Origin of the sequence: Mycobacterium sp. SA01 (assembly GCF_041287105.1) — a bacterium.
GTDB lineage: Bacteria > Actinomycetota > Actinomycetes > Mycobacteriales > Mycobacteriaceae > Mycobacterium.
The window spans coordinates 471,176-486,943 of sequence record NZ_JBGGNO010000016.1; the positions used below are offsets into that span (position 1 = coordinate 471,176).

Below are 15,768 nucleotides of genomic sequence, written 5' to 3' on the forward strand. Positions count from 1 at the left end.
GTGGTCAGTCGACGTCGATGACGACCTTGCCGATCGCTTTACGGTCGGCGACATAGCGCAGCGCGGCCGCTGCCTGTTCCAGCGGGAACCGCGCCCCGAGGTACGGGCGCAGCTTGCCTTCGGCGAACAGCTGCGCAAGCTCGGCGTCGTCGCGCGCGATGTCGTCGGGGTAGTCGGTGGCGAACGTACGGATCTCCATGCCCTGCACGGTTATTCCCTTGAGCATCACCAGGTTCAACGGTATCCGGGGGATCTCACCGGCGGCATAGCCCAGCGTCACGAACTTTCCGCCACGGCCGAGGCTGCGCAGGGCCGGCTCGGAGTAGTGACCACCGACAGGGTCGAGGACCACGCGCGTGCCGGCCTCGCCGGTGATCTCCTTGAGCCTGCTCTTGAGGTCCTCTCGGTCATAGTCGATCACCTCCGTGGCGCCGCGCCGGCGGCACACCTCGAGCTTCTCGGCGCCCGACGCGGCGGCAATCACCTTGGCGCCCATCAGAACCGCGATGTCGACGGCGGCCAGGCCGACACCACCACCGGCGCCCAGGACGACCACCCAGTCGCCGGGCTGGACGGGAGCGACGGTGCGCAGGGTGTAATAGGCGGTGCGGTTGGTGACTCCGAATGCGGCCGCATCGGCATAGTCGACGCCGTCCGGAACGCGGGTCAGACCCCGCGCATCGACCAGCGCCTGCTCGGCGAACCCGCCGACGAACGCGGTGGCCGAGACCCGATCACCCGGCCGGTAGTCGACACCGTCGCCGACGGCCAGCACCTCACCGGCCAGCTCACTGCCCGGACTGAACGGCGGCGGCACCTTGATCTGGTACTTGCCTGCGATCAGCAGCACGTCGGGATAGTTGACCGCGGCGGCATGCACCTTGACCACGACCTGACCGGGACCCGGTGTGGGGTCCGGCAGTTCGTCCAGTACCAGATCCTCCGGTGCGCCGTACTCGCGGCAGACGACGGCGCGCATCAGCTCGTCGCTTCCGGCAGGCCGAGGCCTCGCAGACAGAACCCGACGAGGTGGTTGATGTCCTTGCGACCCGGTTGGTCGGTGGAGTTCACGTAGCGGCGCATCGTGCCGACGGTACACACGAACACCGCGTCGGCATCACGCTGGGGATCGCTACTACCGAGCTGGCGAATTGGCTCGACCAGCAGCTCACGCATGGCGGCCAGGATTTCCTCCTCGCCGAGGCGGCGTTTGTCCGAGTCGGACATCTGCACGAGCAGGGCCCGGCTCATGCCGATCAGCTCCGGATCGGCGACCTGGGCCAGGGCCCCGGTGATCCACCGGGTGATCTTGCCTTTCGGGGTGGCTTCCTTGGCCATCTGGTGCTCGAGGTACGAAACCACCATGGCCGCACCACGTTCCATGACCGCCAGCATCAGATCGTCCTTGCCGGCGAAGTAGCGGTAGAACGCCTTGTTGGAGACGCCGGCCTCGGCGACGATGTCGCTGACCCGCGGCGCGTCGGGGGAGACCCGCTGCAAGACCCGCAGTGCGGCGGCCAGGATGCGCTCCACGTCCTCGGCGGCCTCGCGTTGCCGGTCGTCGAGGGCCCGCACCACGGCGGCCGCGGCTCTGCTGGTCACGGTGAAACAGGCAGCGCGGGAATGCGATCGACCAGGTGGCCGTACTTCTCCCGGGCTCGCTCGATGCGGTTGGGCAGGAATTCACTGGGCCAGACCGGGTCCTCCGCCTCATAGCCTTTGAGAATTTGGCGGGCCAGGTTGACCTTGTGCGCCTCGGTCGGCCCGTCGGCCATCCCCAGCGTGATACCGCCCATGAGCACACTGGTCAACGGCATCTGGTCGGTCAGTCCGAGGCCGCCGTGCACCTGGATGGCCCGCAGGCCGATGGACTTCAGCACGGAGGCGGTCGCGATCTTGCAGGCCGCGATCTCCTCCCGTGCGGCCCGCTCACCCGCGGTGTCGACCAGCCACGCGGCGTGCAACACCATGAGCCGGAACTGGGTCAGCTCCACGAACGAGTCCGCGACCATCTCTTGGATCAACTGCTTGTCGGCCAGCAGACTTCCCTGTGTGAAGCGGCTTTTCGCACGGCGTGCCATCGCGTCGATCGCGCGTTGGGCCACCCCGATCGAGCGCATCGCGTGATGCAGGCGTCCGCCGGCCAGCCGGGACTGGGCGACACCGAAGCCATGCCCTTCCTCGCCGAGCATCGCCGACGCGGGGACCCGGACGTTGTCGTAGTGCACCAGCGAGTGCCCGGGGTCGTGGGAGTGCGAGCCGACCAGATGGTGCGTCGCCTCGATGTGGACGCCCGGGGTGTCGGCCGGGATCAGGAACGTCGAGGCGCCGGTGTGGACCGGCACGTCCGGATCGGTGATGGCGACCACGATGAAGAACGACGCCACCGAGGCGTTCGACGACCAGTACTTGCGGCCGTTGATAACCCAGTCGGAGTCTTTTCCGGTGCCGTCGCGCACGGCGCGGGTGGTGAACACCCGCGGATCGGATCCACCCTGCGGTTCGGTCATCGAGAACGTCGAGAAGATCTCCCCGGACAGCAGCCCGGTCAGGTACCGCTGCTTTTGTTCCTCGGTGCCGAAGCGGGCCAGGATCTCGGCGTTACCGGTATCGGGTGCCTGGGTGCCGAAGATGATCGACGACCACGTTGCGCGGCCGAGGATTTCGTTGATCAGCGTGAGCTTGACGGCCCCGAAACCCTGGCCGCCCAGCTCGGGCCCGAGATGCGGCGCCCACAGACCCTGGTCGCGTACCTTCTGCTTGAGTGGGTCGACGATCCTGCGGCGCTCGTCGTTGAGCGGCAGGAACTCGCAGCTCGGGAAGATTACTTCGAGCGGTTCGATCTCGTCGCGCACGAAGTTCCGGATCCACTCGAGCTTCTCCTCGAATTCCGGCTCGGTGGAAAAGTCCCATGCCATCGTCGTACTCCTTTACGGGATTCCGCCGTCGGCCCGAAGGACTGAGCCGGTGGTGAAGCTGGACGCATCGGACATCAGAAACAGTGCGGCGCCGACGATTTCGGCTGGCTCGCCCGCGCGTTGAAGGGCGTGCCTGCCGAACGGATTTTCCACACCGAAGTCCCAGGCCTTGCTGATATCGGTGAGGAACGGCCCGGGCATCAGCGTGTTGACCCGCACCGTCGGCCCGAACGCCGCCGCGAGGCCTTCGGTCATCGCGTTCAGCCCGGCTTTGGACGCCGCGTACGGGATGAACGACGGATGCGGCCGCAGCGACCCGTGGGTGCTGACGTTGATGATCACACCGCCTCCGTCGGCGACCATGCGTTCACCCACCAGAGCCGAAAGACGGAACGGCCCCTTCAGATTCAGGTTCATCACCGCGTCGAACAGCTTTTCGCTGACGTCGGTGAGCTTGTCGTAGGTCGGCGACATACCGGCGTTGTTCACCAGCACATCGAGCTTGCCGAACCGGTCGTAGACCGCCTCGACCAACCCGTCGAGCTCATCCCAGCGTCCGACGTGCACGCGAAAAGGCATTGCTGTGCAGCCGGTTTCGGCTTCGATCTCCTTGGCCGTCGCCACGCACGTGTCGAACTTGCGGCTGGCTATCACCACATCCGCGCCGCAGCGCGCGGCGGCCATCGACATCTCGCGGCCCAGGCCCCGGCTACCGCCGGTGACCAGCACCACGCGGCCGCTCAGATCGAAAAGAGTGTCCGCGTAACCCATTCAGGCCTCCTCGCCGGATTGCGCCAACCGCGCCGCGGTGGCGATCAGGTCGGGCACCATCGCGCCGAAGGCCTCGACCACTTTCGGGTCTGCCGTACCACCGTTGACCGCGGCGGCGTAGGTCTTCTCCAGCACGATGCCCAGCTTCCAATTGGCCAGTACCAGGTAGTAGTGGATGTTCTCGCATCCCAGCCCGCTGACCTTCTCATAGTGCGCCAGCAGTTCACTGCGGGTGGGCATACCGTCCATCGGCAGGTAGAAGCCGGTGTTTTTGGGATGTTCACCGTCGTAGCCGAGCAGCGCCCATGCCACGTCCAGCAGCGGGTCGCCGATCGTGGTCATCTCCCAGTCGACGATCGCGGCCAGCCGCCCGGGTGCGCCGTGGGCGTACATGACGTTGGCGAACTGGTAGTCGCCGTGCATGATCCCGGGGGTGTAGTGCGACGGCCGGTTGTCGCGCAACCACTGCGACGCGACGTCCAGCCCGGGCAGTTCGCGCACCTGGAACGCGGCGAGGAACGCCAGCCAGCGATCCACCTGTCGGTCGTGGAAACCGTCGGGTTTGCCGAATCCCTCCAGGCCGCGCGCCTTCCAATCCAGCCGTCCGAGCTTGGCCGCGCCCTCGATCAGCTGGAAGGCGAGGTCGCGGCGGGCGTCGAGGTCGGTGTCGAACGGCGACTCCCAGCCGCCCTCCATCGGGCTCCAGCCGTCGACTTCCTTCATGAGATAGAACGGCTTGCCGAGCACCCGACCACTCTCGTCGGCGGCGACCAGCTCGGCGTGCGGTACGTCGGTGCCCTTCAAGGCTCGTTCCAGACGGATTTCCCGAAGCAGCTCGCCGAGGCGGCGCTCGTCTGCGCGCGGTCCAGGCATCCGCAGCACCATGCCCTCACCACCGCGATTGATCCGGTACAGCATGTTCTGCGACCCGCCCTTGAGGACCTCGGCGACGGGCTCCTCACCGCGGCCGGGGGCCTCCTGGGTGTCGAGCCATCGGCCGAGCGTCGCGGTGTCGAGGTCCGCGGGGCTGTGCGTTCTCGTCATGGAACTCCTCAATCTCCATTTGGAGAATAGCATTCTCCGCACGTGCAGCCACTAGCCTTTGGCCAACGCATAGCGAAAGGGGCGGCCATGGCCGGACCGCTGGAGGGCATCAAGGTTGTCGAGCTCGGGGTATGGGTCGCCGGGCCGGCCGCCGGAGGGATCCTGGCCGACTGGGGTGCCGACGTCGTCAAGATCGAACCGCCGACCGGCGACCCGGGCCGGATGTTCGGCCGGATGCTCGGACTCGACGACGGCAGCAACCCGCCATTCGAGATGGACAACCGGTCCAAGCGCAGCATCGTGCTCGACCTGACCACCGACGGTGGAATTGCGACCGCGCGTCAATTGCTCACGGCAGCAGACGTTTTCCTCACCAACGTCCGGCCGGACGCGCTCGGACGGCTCGAACTGGACTATCCGTCGGTAGCCGCCCTCAACCCGGGACTGGTCTACGGCCTGATCACCGGGTACGGCGAGTGCGGACCCGAGGCCAACCGCCCGGCCTACGACGTCGCTGCGTTCTGGGCCCGGTCCGGGGTGGCCGATCTGCTCACCCGCCCGGGCGACAGCCCGCCCTTCCAACGCGGCGGCATGGGCGATCACCTGACCGGTATGACGCTGGCCGCGGCCATCAACGCGGCACTGGTCGCCCGCGCCCGCACGGGTGAGGGGCAACTGGTGACCACGTCGCTCTACCGCCAGGGCGCCTACACCGTCAGCTTCGACCTCAACACCTTCCTGTTGACCGGCAATCCGATCGCGATCGGTCAGCGCGAGACGATGTTCAACCCGTGCATGAACAACTACCTGGCGGCCGACGGGCGGCGACTCTGGATCGTCGGACTGGAAGCCGACCGGCACTGGCCGTCGCTGTGCCGGGCGGTCGGGCGCCCGGAGTGGTTGACCGACAACCGGTTTACCACCGCGCGCGACCGCGCGATCCACTCCCGTGAACTCATCGCGACGCTCGACGAGATCTTCGCGACGAAGACTCTCGCCGAATGGGCCGAGGCGTTCGAGGCAGAGCCCGACCTGTTCTGGTCGCCGGTGAACTCGATGGAGGATGTTCTGGCCGACGAGCAGTTCCACGCCGCGGGCGGTCTGGTCGACGTGCCGGACGGCGGCCCGATGATCGCCACCCCTGCCGACTTCCACGGCACCCCGTGGGCGCCGCGGTCGGCCGCCCCGAAGCTCGGCGAGCACACCGACGAGGTCCTCGCCGAGCTTTACAACAACGCCCGGTGATGTCACGGTGGCTCGAAGGTCACCCGACATAGGACGGAGCAGTTGATGGACTTTTCTCCGGTCGAACTGTCCAGTGAAGATCAGGCGTTCCAGCGCCGAGTGCGCGCGGATCTCGCCGAGTTGGTGACCGACGACGTTCTCCGGCATGACCGTGAGACAGGGGAGAACTTCCACGAGGGCCTGCATCTCGCTCTCGGCGAGCGGGGATATCTGGCCAAGGACTTCCACGACGAGGCGCAGGGTGGATTCACCGCGGTGCAACGCAGGATCTGGGAGCTGGAGATCGGCCGCGCCCACGCCCCGTGGTTCCACTGGCCGACCACCATGATGGTGGCGAAGGCGGTTTCCAAATTCGCCGATCCGGACCTCGTTGCCGAACTCATGCCGGCCGTGCTCTCGGGTCACCGGCGGCTGTGCCTGGGCTATACCGAGCCCGAGGGCGGTTCCGATGTCGCGACCTGCAAGACACGGGCAGTGCGCGACGGCGACGCATGGATTATCAACGGCTCCAAGATGTTCACCTCTAATGCCCACAACGCGCAGTACGTCTTCCTGATCACCAACACCGACCCCGAAGCGCCCAAACACCAGAGCCTGACGATGTTTCTGGTCCCGCTCGACTCGCCCGGCGTGGAGATCCAGGGCATTCGCACGGTCGACGGCGATAGAACCAACATCACCTACTACGGCGGCGTCCGCGTCGACGACAGGTACCGCGTCGGTGCGGTCAACGGCGGCTGGACGGTGCTGCGGGATGCCCTCAACGCCGAGCACGGCACCATCGACCTCGGCACCGAGGGTCTGCAGAAGCTGGCGACGATGACGGAGCACATCCTGCTCACGGCAGAAGCCGTCGACCGGGTCGCCGCCGTGGCACGGGTGGACGACGACTCGGTGGCCTACCGGCTCGGGCGCGCCGCGGCCCGGGTGGAGGTCGCCCTGAGCGCGCCTGCGATGTCGGGCCGGGTCTCGATCGCCCAGACCATGCGTGATATCGCCCCGGACCTGATGGACATCCTCGGCACCACCGCCAGTCTGCCCGTCGGTACCACTGGCGCGGCCGCCGATGGCGCTGCGGAATACATCTTCCGATTGGCCTCGCCCACCGGGATTTACGGCGGAACGCTGGAAGTCTTCCGCAACATGATCGCCCAGCAGATCCTCGGGTTGGGGCGTCCGGCGTACGCGCCGCCGGTCAAGCGATAGTTCCGCACGCGTCGGAGCCGAGCTCGCCGAACGTGCGGGATATCGTTGAAAAACGTCGAAGAATCCGCGACAAGTCACACGCTCGGCGCGTGAAAGGACCACCGCACCCATGCAGCTGCTGCTCGTCAGGCATGCCCTGCCACACCGCACCGAGGCCGGTGAAGGCAGCGATCCCGAGCTGTCCGACGCGGGCTGGGACCAGGCTCGTCGGCTGCCCGAGGCGCTGGACCGATTCCCGCTCGCCCGGCTGGTCAGCAGCCCGCAGCGGCGTGCGCTGCAGACCGCCGAGCCGGTCGCCAAGGCCACCGGGCTGACCGTCGACATCGACAACCGGCTGGCCGAGTACGACCGCGGGCTGTCGCATTACGTGCCGATCGAACAGGTACGCAAAGAACGGCCCGAGGAGTGGGCGCGGATGGCCGACGGCCGGCTGCCCAGCACCGTCGACGAGGACGAGTTCCGCGGCCGGGTGAGCGCGGCGATGAGCGATATCGTCGCAGCGGCCGACCACGATGAGACGGTGGCCGTATTCAGCCACGGCGGCGTCATCAACGTGATCCTGCACGAACTCCTCGGCACCAAACGGCTGCTGTCGTTCCCCATCGACTACGTGTCGATCACCCGCCTGCTCTACGCCCGCAGCGGGTTCGGCACAGTGGCGGCGGTCAACACCACCGAACATGTTTGGGATCTCTTGCCGCGCAACCAGCGCTATTAGCTATACATAGCGAGTGACTTCTCTGGACGGGCTCGATCTGGCGGCACTGGACCTGCATCTGCGATCGGCGGGCATCCCGCGCAGCGGGGAACTGCAGGCGGAGTTCATCTCCGGTGGCCGGTCCAACCTGACCTTCCTGATTTTCGACGACGCCTCGAAATGGGTGCTGCGGCGCCCACCGCTGCACGGGCTGACCCCGTCGGCGCACGATATGGCCCGCGAGTATCGGGTGGTGGCCGCGCTCGCCGGCAGCCCGGTGCCGGTCGCGCCCGCGGTCACCATGCGCGACGACGACTCGGTCGGTGGTGCGCCGTTCCAGATGGTGGAATACGTGGCGGGCCAAGTGGTTCGCACCCGCGCAGAACTCGATGCCCTCGGCGACCCCGGCGTGGTCAGCGATTGCGTCGACAGCCTCATCCGGGTGCTGGTCGACCTTCATGCGGTCGATCCCGACAGTGTCGGTCTGAGTGACTTCGGCAAGCCGGCGGGGTATCTCGAACGGCAGGTGCGGCGGTGGGGGTCGCAGTGGCAACACGTTCGGCTGCCCGACGATCCACGCGACGGTGACGTCGAACGGCTGCATTCCACATTGGCCGACGCGGTGCCGTCGGAAAGTCGTAGCTCGATCGTGCACGGGGATTACCGCATCGACAACACCATCATCGACCCCGATGACCCGACAATCGTTCGGGCGGTGCTGGATTGGGAGATGTCCACCCTAGGTGACCCGCTCGCCGACGTCGCCGTGATGTGTGTGCAGCGGGACCCGATGCTGGACCTGCTCAGCCAGGAACACAAGTCGTGGACGGCCCCCCAGATGCCGTCGGCCGACGACCTTGCCCAGCGCTATTCGGTAGCCTCAGGAAACCCATTGGCGCACTGGAACTTCCAGATGGCACTCGGGTACTTCAAATTGGCGATCATCGTCGCCGGTATCGATTTCCGGCGGCGAATGTCCGCGGACGCCACCGACGGTGACGACCAGGCGGGCGAGGCTGTCGCTGTACTGATCAGCCGCGGCCTGGAGTTTTTCGGCTAAGTGGTGCGGGCTGCCCGTAGGTTCTTCTTGGCGGCCCGGCGGAGTTGGAAGATGCGCGCCGCCCCGGCCAGCACGGTCACCAGGGCGCCGGCCACCGCCGCCATCAGGATCGCGACGCCCAACGGCAGTGACCAGTGCCAGCCCAGGAACGCGAACGATGTGGATTCGGTGTTCTGGGCGATGAAGATCAGCAGGACCGTCAGGATCAGCAACCCGAAGATCAACGACGACCACAGGGCCGCGGCGCGGGTGAACTTGACCTCGTTCACGGCTTTGGCCGTGGCGGGCGAGGAAGACTCCGTAGTCGAGGCCGCCGGCGGGATCGGCGGTGTCGGCTCGTGGTCCGGGCCGGTCGGTTCACTGGTAGACACATCGTTATTGTTCCCTCTCTGGCCGTGCAGAAACAATGGGGTGATAACAGAACGGTGACGTTTGCCCTGATCTAAACCTCGGCGCAGGACGGTAAGTGCCGTTACTGTCGGCTAGACGGGTCGGGGTGAAAGGACGCTCATGAATGCGTCGCGGGGCGGAAAGCGACTGTGGTTTGCGGCGATACTGTCCACTCTCGTGCTGCCGCTGGTGGCCGCCTGTGGCAGCGCGAATCCACTCGGTGGCGGATCGGCATCAGGGGATCTGAAGAATCTGGTAGTCGGCTCGGCGGACTTCCCGGAGTCGAAGATCATCGCCGAAATCTATGCCCAAGCCTTGGAGGCCAACGGTTTCACCGTGGGCCGGCAGTTCGGGATCGGCAGCCGCGAGACATACATTCCCGCGGTGCGTGACCATTCCATCGACCTGGTGCCGGAGTACACCGGAAACCTGTTGCAATACTTCGATTCCAAGACCACCGTGACCACACCGGATCAAGTCGAATTGGCGTTGTTCCGGGTGCTTCCCGGCGATCTGTCGATCCTGACTCCCTCACCGGCCAACGACACCGATACCGTCGCGGTGTCAGAAGCCACCGCGCAGAAATGGAATCTCAAGACCATCGGCGACCTGGCCGCACATTCCGCTGAGGTCAAGTTCGGTGGGCCGTCAGAATTCCAGAGTCGCACGGAGGGACTGCCGGGTTTGAAGGCCAAGTACGGGCTGGACATCAAGCCGGACAACTTCGTCTCGATCAGTGACGGTGGCGGCCCCGCGACGGTGCGTGCGCTGGTCGACGGCACCGTCACCGCTGCGGACATCTTCAGCACCTCGCCGGCGATTCCCCAGAACAAGCTGGTCGTGCTGGAAGACCCCAAGAACAACTTTCTGGCGGCCAATGTCGTGCCGCTGGTGAGTTCGCAGAAGAAATCCGACGAACTGAAGACAGTGCTGGACGCGGTGTCGGCGAAGCTGAGCACCGAGGGTCTGATCGAACTCAACACCGCCGTATCCGGCAACTCCGGCGTCGACCCTGACGAGGCGGCGCGAAAGTGGATACGTGACAACGGTTTCGACAAGCCGATCGGGAAATAGATGATCACCTTCACAGGCGTCACGAAGACCTACCCGGACGGCACCGTCGCGGTCGATGACCTGAGCATGGAGGTGCCGACGGGCACGCTGACGGTGTTCGTCGGACCGTCGGGCTGCGGCAAGACGACATCGATGCGGATGATCAACCGGATGATCGAGCCGACTTCCGGGACGATCACCGTCGACGGCCGCGACATCGCGGATGTGAACCCGGTCAAGCTGCGGCTCGGGATCGGCTACGTCATCCAGAGCGGTGGCCTGATGCCGCACCAGCGGGTGATCGACAACGTGGCAACGGTGCCGGTGCTCAAGGGCGAGTCCCGCCGGACCGCCCGCAAGGCCGCCTATGCGGTGCTGGAGCGGGTAGGCCTCGATCCCAAGCTCGGCGATCGCTATCCCGCGCAGCTGTCCGGCGGGCAACAGCAGCGCGTCGGCGTGGCCCGCGCGCTGGCTGCCGATCCGCCGGTGCTGCTGATGGACGAGCCGTTCTCAGCGGTCGACCCGGTGGTTCGTGATGAGTTGCAGGTCGAAATTCTGCGGCTGCAAGGCGAATTGCAGAAGACCATCGTCTTCGTCACCCATGACATCGACGAGGCGATCAAACTCGGTGACCGGGTCGCGGTGTTTGGGCCCGGCGGCACCTTGCAGCAATACGATGCGCCGGCCAGGTTGTTGTCCAATCCCGCAAACGAATTCGTCTCCGGGTTCATCGGCACCGATCGCGGCTACCGTGGCCTGCAGTTCCGCCAGGCCTCCGGATTGCCGCTGCATGACATTCAGACGGTCACAGAATCCGAGATCGATGCGCTGAGGCTCGCGCCGGGGGACTGGCGACTGGTCACCCGCGACGACGGCCGGCCCTACGCCTGGCTGGACGCCGACGGAGCGCAGCTGCATCGGGGTGGAAGTTCGCTGTACGATAGCACAATTGCGGGCGGATCGCTGTTCACTCCCGGCGGCACGTTGCGGCTGGCACTCGATGCGGCGCTGTCCTCCCCGGCCGGCCTGGGAGTGGCCGTCGACGACGATGGTCAGGTGATCGGCGGGGTCAAGGCCGACGATGTTCTGGAAGCGTTAGAGGCCCAACGGACCCACGAATGAATTACCTGTTGACCCATCTCGACAAGGCGTGGGCGCTGACCGTGATCCACCTGCGGCTGTCCCTGGTTCCGGTGGTGCTGGGTCTGGTGATCGCGGTGCCGGTAGGCGCCTACGTGTGGCGGACCACCGCGCTGCGCCGGGTGACCACGGTGACGGCCAGCATCATCTTCACGATCCCGTCGCTGGCACTGTTCGTGGTGCTGCCGCTGATCATCCCGACCCGGATCCTGGACGAGGCGAATGTCATCGTCGCGCTGACCCTCTACACCACGGCGTTGCTGGTGCGGGCGGTGCCCGAAGCGCTGGACGCGGTACCCGCTCAGGTGCGTGACGCGGCCACCGCAGTCGGCTACACCCGCGTATCGCGGATGCTCAAAGTCGAACTACCGCTGTCGATTCCGGTCCTGATCGCCGGGCTTCGGGTGGTCGCGGTGACCAACATCTCGATGGTGTCGGTGGGTTCGGTCATCGGCATCGGCGGGTTGGGAACCTGGTTCACCGAGGGCTACCAGGCCGACAAGAGCGATCAGATCATCGCAGGCATCATCGCGATCTTCCTGCTCGCGATCGTCATCGACGTGCTGATCCTGCTGGCCGGTCGCCTGATCACCCCATGGGCCCGGGTCAAGGCGAGCTCATGAACTTCCTGCAGCAGGCACTTGCCTACATCTTCACCGGCTCCAACTGGGGCGGCCGGGCCGGTTTGGCGGTCCGCATCGCCGAGCACCTGCAGTACACCGCCGTCGCCGTCGTCATCTCCGCGCTCATCGCCATCCCCATCGGCCTGCTGATCGGGCACACCGGGCGAGGCACCTTCCTGGTGGTCACCGGGGTCAACGCGCTGCGGGCATTGCCGACCCTGGGCGTACTGCTGCTCGGGGTCTTGCTGTGGGGGCTCGGGCTGCTTCCGCCGACCGTCGCGCTCATGCTGCTGGGCATACCGCCGCTGCTGGCAGGCACCTATGCCGGGATCGCGAACGTCGACCCGGCGGTGGTGGACGCCGCCCGGTCGATGGGCATGACCGAGACCAGGGTTTTGCTGCGGGTCGAGGTGCCCAATGCGCTGCCGCTGATTCTGGGCGGGCTGCGCACGGCCACCCTGCAGGTGGTGGCGACGGCGACGGTGGCCGCCTATGCCAGCCTCGGTGGGCTGGGGCGCTACCTCATCGACGGCATCAAGGTCCGCCAGTTCTACCTCGCCTTGGTGGGTGCGTTGCTGGTGACCGTGCTGGCCCTGGTGCTCGATGCGATGCTGGCGCTGGCCGTGTGGGCTTCGGTGCCCGGCTCGGGCCGATTCCGACGGATGCCGCAGCCGTTGCTCGACGACGAGGTCAGTTTGGATGCACGCGTACCCACATCACAGATGAGCCGCACTTCCCGACCTGGTTACGAACGGGGCGGCCCGTCGCATACGGTAGACGGGTGAGTGCAGCCAACGACGCGACAGAAAGCGCCTGGCCGGCGATCCTGACCTGGCGCGCGCACGACGATTCGCGGATGGAGTCCGCCCGGGTCCAGCTATCGGGCAAGCGGATCAAGGCCTACGGCCGCATCGTCGCCGCAGCCGCCGAGACCAACCCGGCCTTCAGCGCTTCCTATGACCTGGTGACCGACGAGACCGGCGCGACCAAACGGCTGTCCATGAGCGTCACCCTCGCCGAGCGGGATCGGCAGCTGTCGATCGCCCGCGACGAGGAAGGCATGTGGCTCATCACCGATCACCAGGGCCAGTCGCGGGGTGCCTACGAGGGGGCGTTGGACGTCGACGTCGTCTTCAGCCCGTTCTTCAACGCGCTGCCGATCCGGCGTACCGGCCTGTACCAGCGCGTCGATTCGGTGTCGCTGCCGGTGGTGTACGTGAGTTTGCCCGACCTGACCGTCAAGCAGGCCACCATCAGTTACGGCAGCTCGGGTCCGGACGCCGGGGACGGCATCAAGCTGCACTCGCCGGTCGCCGACACCACGATCACGGTCGACACCGACGGCTTCATTGTCGACTACCCAGGACTGGCAGAGCGGATCTGATCACGCCGCCGGCGCGACCGGCGGCGGCGAGTTCGGCGCGCCAATCCTCTTCCCCGATCGCGATGGTCACGATCTGCGGGCGCGAGAAGCTGTCGTAGCGAGCACGGGCTGCATGGCCGGCTTCGACCAGATCGGCCACCGAGCCTCTGTCGGCCAGCGATGCGCGGGCCTGGTTCAGCAACTCCAACGCGCGGTCGAGGGCGGGTAGCAGCTGCTCGGCGTTCGCCTCGCACATGGCCCGCACCAGATCGGGAGCCGTTGCCGCGACTCGCGTGCCGTCCCGAAATGAGCCGGCCGCCAGAGCAAATGCCAGCGGTATCTCGCCTGCCGTCTCCGCCAATGCCTCGGCCAGCAGGTGCGGTAAATGCGAAATGCCGGCAGCCGCGGCGTCGTGCTCATCGGACGTGGCGGGGACCACCACGGCATGGCAGTCGAGCGCCAGGTGCATCACCTGCTCCCAGACCCGGGCATCGACGTGCTCATCGACGGTGAGGACCCACGGCGCCCCCGCGAACAGCCTGGCGTCGCCAGCACTCCAACCGGAGTGCGCGGTGCCGGCCATCGGATGGCCGCCGACGTAGCGGTCGAGCAGGCCGGCCTTGCGCACCGCGTCGAGCACCGCACGTTTGACACTGATGACGTCGGTAAGCGGGCAGTCGCCGGCGACGTCCTTGATGTGGCTGAGCAATTGCGATACCGCAGGCATGGGCACGGCCAGGACGATCAGCGCCTGGCGCTCAGCGGCCCACGCCAATGCCTCGGTGAGATCGGTGGTGGCGGAGAAACCGTCGAACCGCGCTCCCTCGGCGCCCTCGACGGATCGGTTGTAGCCGAGTGCTTCACGCCCGGCACCGACCGCCGCTCGCAACACCGAGCCGCCGATGAGTCCGAGACCGAGGACGCACACGGGTGTCTTCGTCACATGTCCAGGTTGACACATCCAAACCGCATCGCAGATGGGTACCTGGTCAAAAGGCCTGATCAGCGACTAGCGTATGCGCCCATGGAAGCACAGCGAGCCCAGACCAGCCCCGGGTCGGAGGCCCCGGATGGCTTTGGGGTCGCCGTGGTTCGCGAAGACGGCAAGTGGCGTTGCTCCGCCATGAGCGCAAAGGTTTTGACCAGCCTGGCTGCCGCCGAGACGGAGTTGCGAGAATTGCGCAGCGCCGGCGCGGTGTTCGGGCTACTGGACATCGACGACGAGTTCTTCCTGATCGTGCGGCCGGCACCGTCCGGTACCCGGCTGCTGTTGTCGGACGCGACGGCGGCGCTGGATTACGACATTGCTGCCGAAGCGCTGGAGACTCTGGACGCCGACATCTCGCCAGAGGATCTCGAAGATGCAGACCCCTTTGAAGAGGGTGACCTCGGCGTTCTGGCCGATATCGGGCTGCCTGAGCCGGTGCTCAGCGTGATCCTCGACGAGACCGATCTGTACGCCGACGAGCAACTCGGCCGGATCGCGCGGGAGATGGGTTTCGCCGACGAGCTGTCAGCAGTGCTGGACCGCCTCGATCGGTGATCGCCGACGAACTTCTGGTGCGCGCGGCCCTCGACGCCGCCGGACTGGCCGGGTCCGAGGATGTGCCGATCGGTGCGGTGGTCTTCGGCCCGGACGGCACCGAGCTGGCCCGGGCAGCGAACGCTCGGGAAAAGCTCGGTGACCCGACCGCCCACGCCGAGATCCTGGCGCTGCGGGCGGCGGCCCGGGTGTACGGCGACGGGTGGCGGCTGGCGGGGACGACGCTGGTGGTGACCGTCGAGCCGTGCACGATGTGCGCGGGCGCGTTGGTGATGGCCCGGGTGGCGCGGGTGGTGTTCGGCGCGTGGGAACCCAAAACCGGTGCGGCGGGCTCACTTTGGGATGTGGTGCGCGACCGGCGGCTGACGCATCGGCCGGAGGTGCGCGGGGGAGTGCTTGCCGACGAGTGCGCCGCGCTGTTGGAGGGCTTTTTCGCTCGTCAGCGCGATTTGGGTTAGCCCGCCCGCGACACGTAAGCTCTTCGGCGGTGGCGTGTCCGAGCGGCCTAAGGAGCACGCCTCGAAAGCGTGTGACGGGTAACCCCCGTCCGAGGGTTCAAATCCCTCCGCCACCGCCATGTGATGTATCAGGACATAGGAATAGCTCTGAACCCTTGTTGGGGGTTTAGGGCTTTTTCTTTGGGCGGCCGCAGGGCACGCCGCGGGGTTGATAGTCCCTGGTGGGGTCGATGGTTAGCTCGCGGATGAGTTCGCCG

At 66.6% G+C, this 15,768-nt stretch carries 18 protein-coding genes and 1 tRNA gene; 12 read left to right on the top strand and 7 right to left on the bottom strand.

What is annotated here, in order from left to right:
- Positions 1 to 4: 4 nt before the first annotated feature.
- Genes AB4879_RS09970 through AB4879_RS09990 form a run of 5 tightly spaced genes read right to left on the bottom strand, consistent with a single transcriptional unit; the run spans position 5 to position 4,733 of the window.
- The gene (locus tag AB4879_RS09970) at positions 5 to 979 is read right to left on the bottom strand and encodes an NADPH:quinone oxidoreductase family protein (protein WP_102806095.1); all 975 of its coding nucleotides are present in this window, start codon (positions 977 to 979) and stop codon (positions 5 to 7) included.
- Complete coding sequence (locus AB4879_RS09975; protein WP_370507451.1) at positions 979 to 1,602, bottom strand: TetR/AcrR family transcriptional regulator; 624 nt, start codon at positions 1,600 to 1,602, stop codon at positions 979 to 981. The genes AB4879_RS09970 and AB4879_RS09975 overlap by 1 nt, the downstream gene beginning before the upstream one ends.
- On the bottom strand, positions 1,599 to 2,918 hold the full coding sequence (locus tag AB4879_RS09980; RefSeq protein ID WP_370507452.1) for an acyl-CoA dehydrogenase family protein: 1,320 nt from the start codon (positions 2,916 to 2,918) through the stop codon (positions 1,599 to 1,601). The genes AB4879_RS09975 and AB4879_RS09980 overlap by 4 nt, the downstream gene beginning before the upstream one ends.
- Positions 2,919 to 2,930: 12 nt before the next feature.
- The gene (locus tag AB4879_RS09985; protein WP_370507453.1) at positions 2,931 to 3,689 is read right to left on the bottom strand and encodes an SDR family NAD(P)-dependent oxidoreductase; all 759 of its coding nucleotides are present in this window, start codon (positions 3,687 to 3,689) and stop codon (positions 2,931 to 2,933) included.
- On the bottom strand, positions 3,690 to 4,733 hold the full coding sequence (locus AB4879_RS09990; protein WP_370507455.1) for a phosphotransferase family protein: 1,044 nt from the start codon (positions 4,731 to 4,733) through the stop codon (positions 3,690 to 3,692). It abuts the gene before it with no gap.
- A gap of 87 nt (positions 4,734 to 4,820) precedes the next feature.
- On the opposite strand from AB4879_RS09990, the gene AB4879_RS09995 reads away from it, so the two are divergent.
- From AB4879_RS09995 to AB4879_RS10010, 4 genes are all read left to right on the top strand, one after another.
- Positions 4,821 to 5,978: a CaiB/BaiF CoA transferase family protein gene (locus tag AB4879_RS09995; RefSeq protein ID WP_370507456.1), complete on the top strand. Its 1,158-nt coding sequence runs from the start codon at positions 4,821 to 4,823 to the stop codon at positions 5,976 to 5,978.
- Positions 5,979 to 6,023: 45 nt separating this feature from the next.
- Entirely contained in the window at positions 6,024 to 7,184 is a 1,161-nt protein-coding gene (locus AB4879_RS10000; RefSeq protein WP_370507457.1) for an acyl-CoA dehydrogenase family protein, read from the top strand.
- Between the two features lie 109 nt (positions 7,185 to 7,293).
- Entirely contained in the window at positions 7,294 to 7,902 is a 609-nt protein-coding gene (locus AB4879_RS10005) for a histidine phosphatase family protein (RefSeq protein ID WP_370507458.1), read from the top strand.
- Between the two features lie 13 nt (positions 7,903 to 7,915).
- A complete protein-coding gene (locus AB4879_RS10010; RefSeq protein WP_370507459.1) occupies positions 7,916 to 8,941 on the top strand; it encodes a phosphotransferase family protein in 1,026 nt (341 codons plus the stop codon).
- On the opposite strand, the gene AB4879_RS10015 is transcribed toward AB4879_RS10010, so the two are convergent.
- Entirely contained in the window at positions 8,938 to 9,312 is a 375-nt protein-coding gene (locus AB4879_RS10015; protein WP_370507460.1) for a lipopolysaccharide assembly LapA domain-containing protein, read from the bottom strand. The genes AB4879_RS10010 and AB4879_RS10015 overlap by 4 nt on opposite strands.
- Before the next feature lie 139 nt (positions 9,313 to 9,451).
- Here AB4879_RS10015 and AB4879_RS10020 point away from each other — a divergent pair, with 139 nt between their 5' ends.
- Genes AB4879_RS10020 through AB4879_RS10040 form a run of 5 tightly spaced genes read left to right on the top strand, consistent with a single transcriptional unit; the run spans position 9,452 to position 13,531 of the window.
- The gene (locus tag AB4879_RS10020) at positions 9,452 to 10,405 is read left to right on the top strand and encodes an ABC transporter substrate-binding protein (RefSeq protein ID WP_370507461.1); all 954 of its coding nucleotides are present in this window, start codon (positions 9,452 to 9,454) and stop codon (positions 10,403 to 10,405) included.
- Positions 10,406 to 11,506 carry an ABC transporter ATP-binding protein gene (locus AB4879_RS10025; protein WP_370507462.1) on the top strand — a complete coding sequence of 367 codons (1,101 nt, stop codon included), beginning with the start codon at positions 10,406 to 10,408 and terminating at the stop codon, positions 11,504 to 11,506.
- The gene (locus AB4879_RS10030) at positions 11,503 to 12,147 is read left to right on the top strand and encodes an ABC transporter permease (RefSeq protein ID WP_102810225.1); all 645 of its coding nucleotides are present in this window, start codon (positions 11,503 to 11,505) and stop codon (positions 12,145 to 12,147) included. The genes AB4879_RS10025 and AB4879_RS10030 overlap by 4 nt, the downstream gene beginning before the upstream one ends.
- Positions 12,144 to 12,932, top strand: coding sequence for an ABC transporter permease (locus AB4879_RS10035; RefSeq protein WP_102810232.1), 789 nt, complete (start codon positions 12,144 to 12,146; stop codon positions 12,930 to 12,932). The genes AB4879_RS10030 and AB4879_RS10035 overlap by 4 nt, the downstream gene beginning before the upstream one ends.
- A complete protein-coding gene (locus AB4879_RS10040) occupies positions 12,929 to 13,531 on the top strand; it encodes a putative glycolipid-binding domain-containing protein (protein ID WP_102810226.1) in 603 nt (200 codons plus the stop codon). The genes AB4879_RS10035 and AB4879_RS10040 overlap by 4 nt, the downstream gene beginning before the upstream one ends.
- On the opposite strand, the gene AB4879_RS10045 is transcribed toward AB4879_RS10040, so the two are convergent.
- Positions 13,494 to 14,438 (bottom strand): prephenate dehydrogenase, encoded by a 945-nt coding sequence (locus tag AB4879_RS10045; protein ID WP_233209563.1) that lies wholly within the window; start codon positions 14,436 to 14,438, stop codon positions 13,494 to 13,496. The genes AB4879_RS10040 and AB4879_RS10045 overlap by 38 nt on opposite strands.
- A 96-nt stretch (positions 14,439 to 14,534) precedes the next feature.
- On the opposite strand from AB4879_RS10045, the gene AB4879_RS10050 reads away from it, so the two are divergent.
- The 3 genes from AB4879_RS10050 to AB4879_RS10060 all read left to right on the top strand — a co-directional run bounded on the left by AB4879_RS10050 (position 14,535) and on the right by AB4879_RS10060 (position 15,630).
- Positions 14,535 to 15,053, top strand: coding sequence for a tRNA adenosine deaminase-associated protein (locus AB4879_RS10050; protein WP_102810228.1), 519 nt, complete (start codon positions 14,535 to 14,537; stop codon positions 15,051 to 15,053).
- The gene (locus AB4879_RS10055; protein WP_370507463.1) at positions 15,050 to 15,511 is read left to right on the top strand and encodes a nucleoside deaminase; all 462 of its coding nucleotides are present in this window, start codon (positions 15,050 to 15,052) and stop codon (positions 15,509 to 15,511) included. The genes AB4879_RS10050 and AB4879_RS10055 overlap by 4 nt, the downstream gene beginning before the upstream one ends.
- Before the next feature lie 28 nt (positions 15,512 to 15,539).
- Positions 15,540 to 15,630 (top strand) — tRNA-Ser (locus AB4879_RS10060).
- Positions 15,631 to 15,768 lie beyond the last annotated feature (138 nt).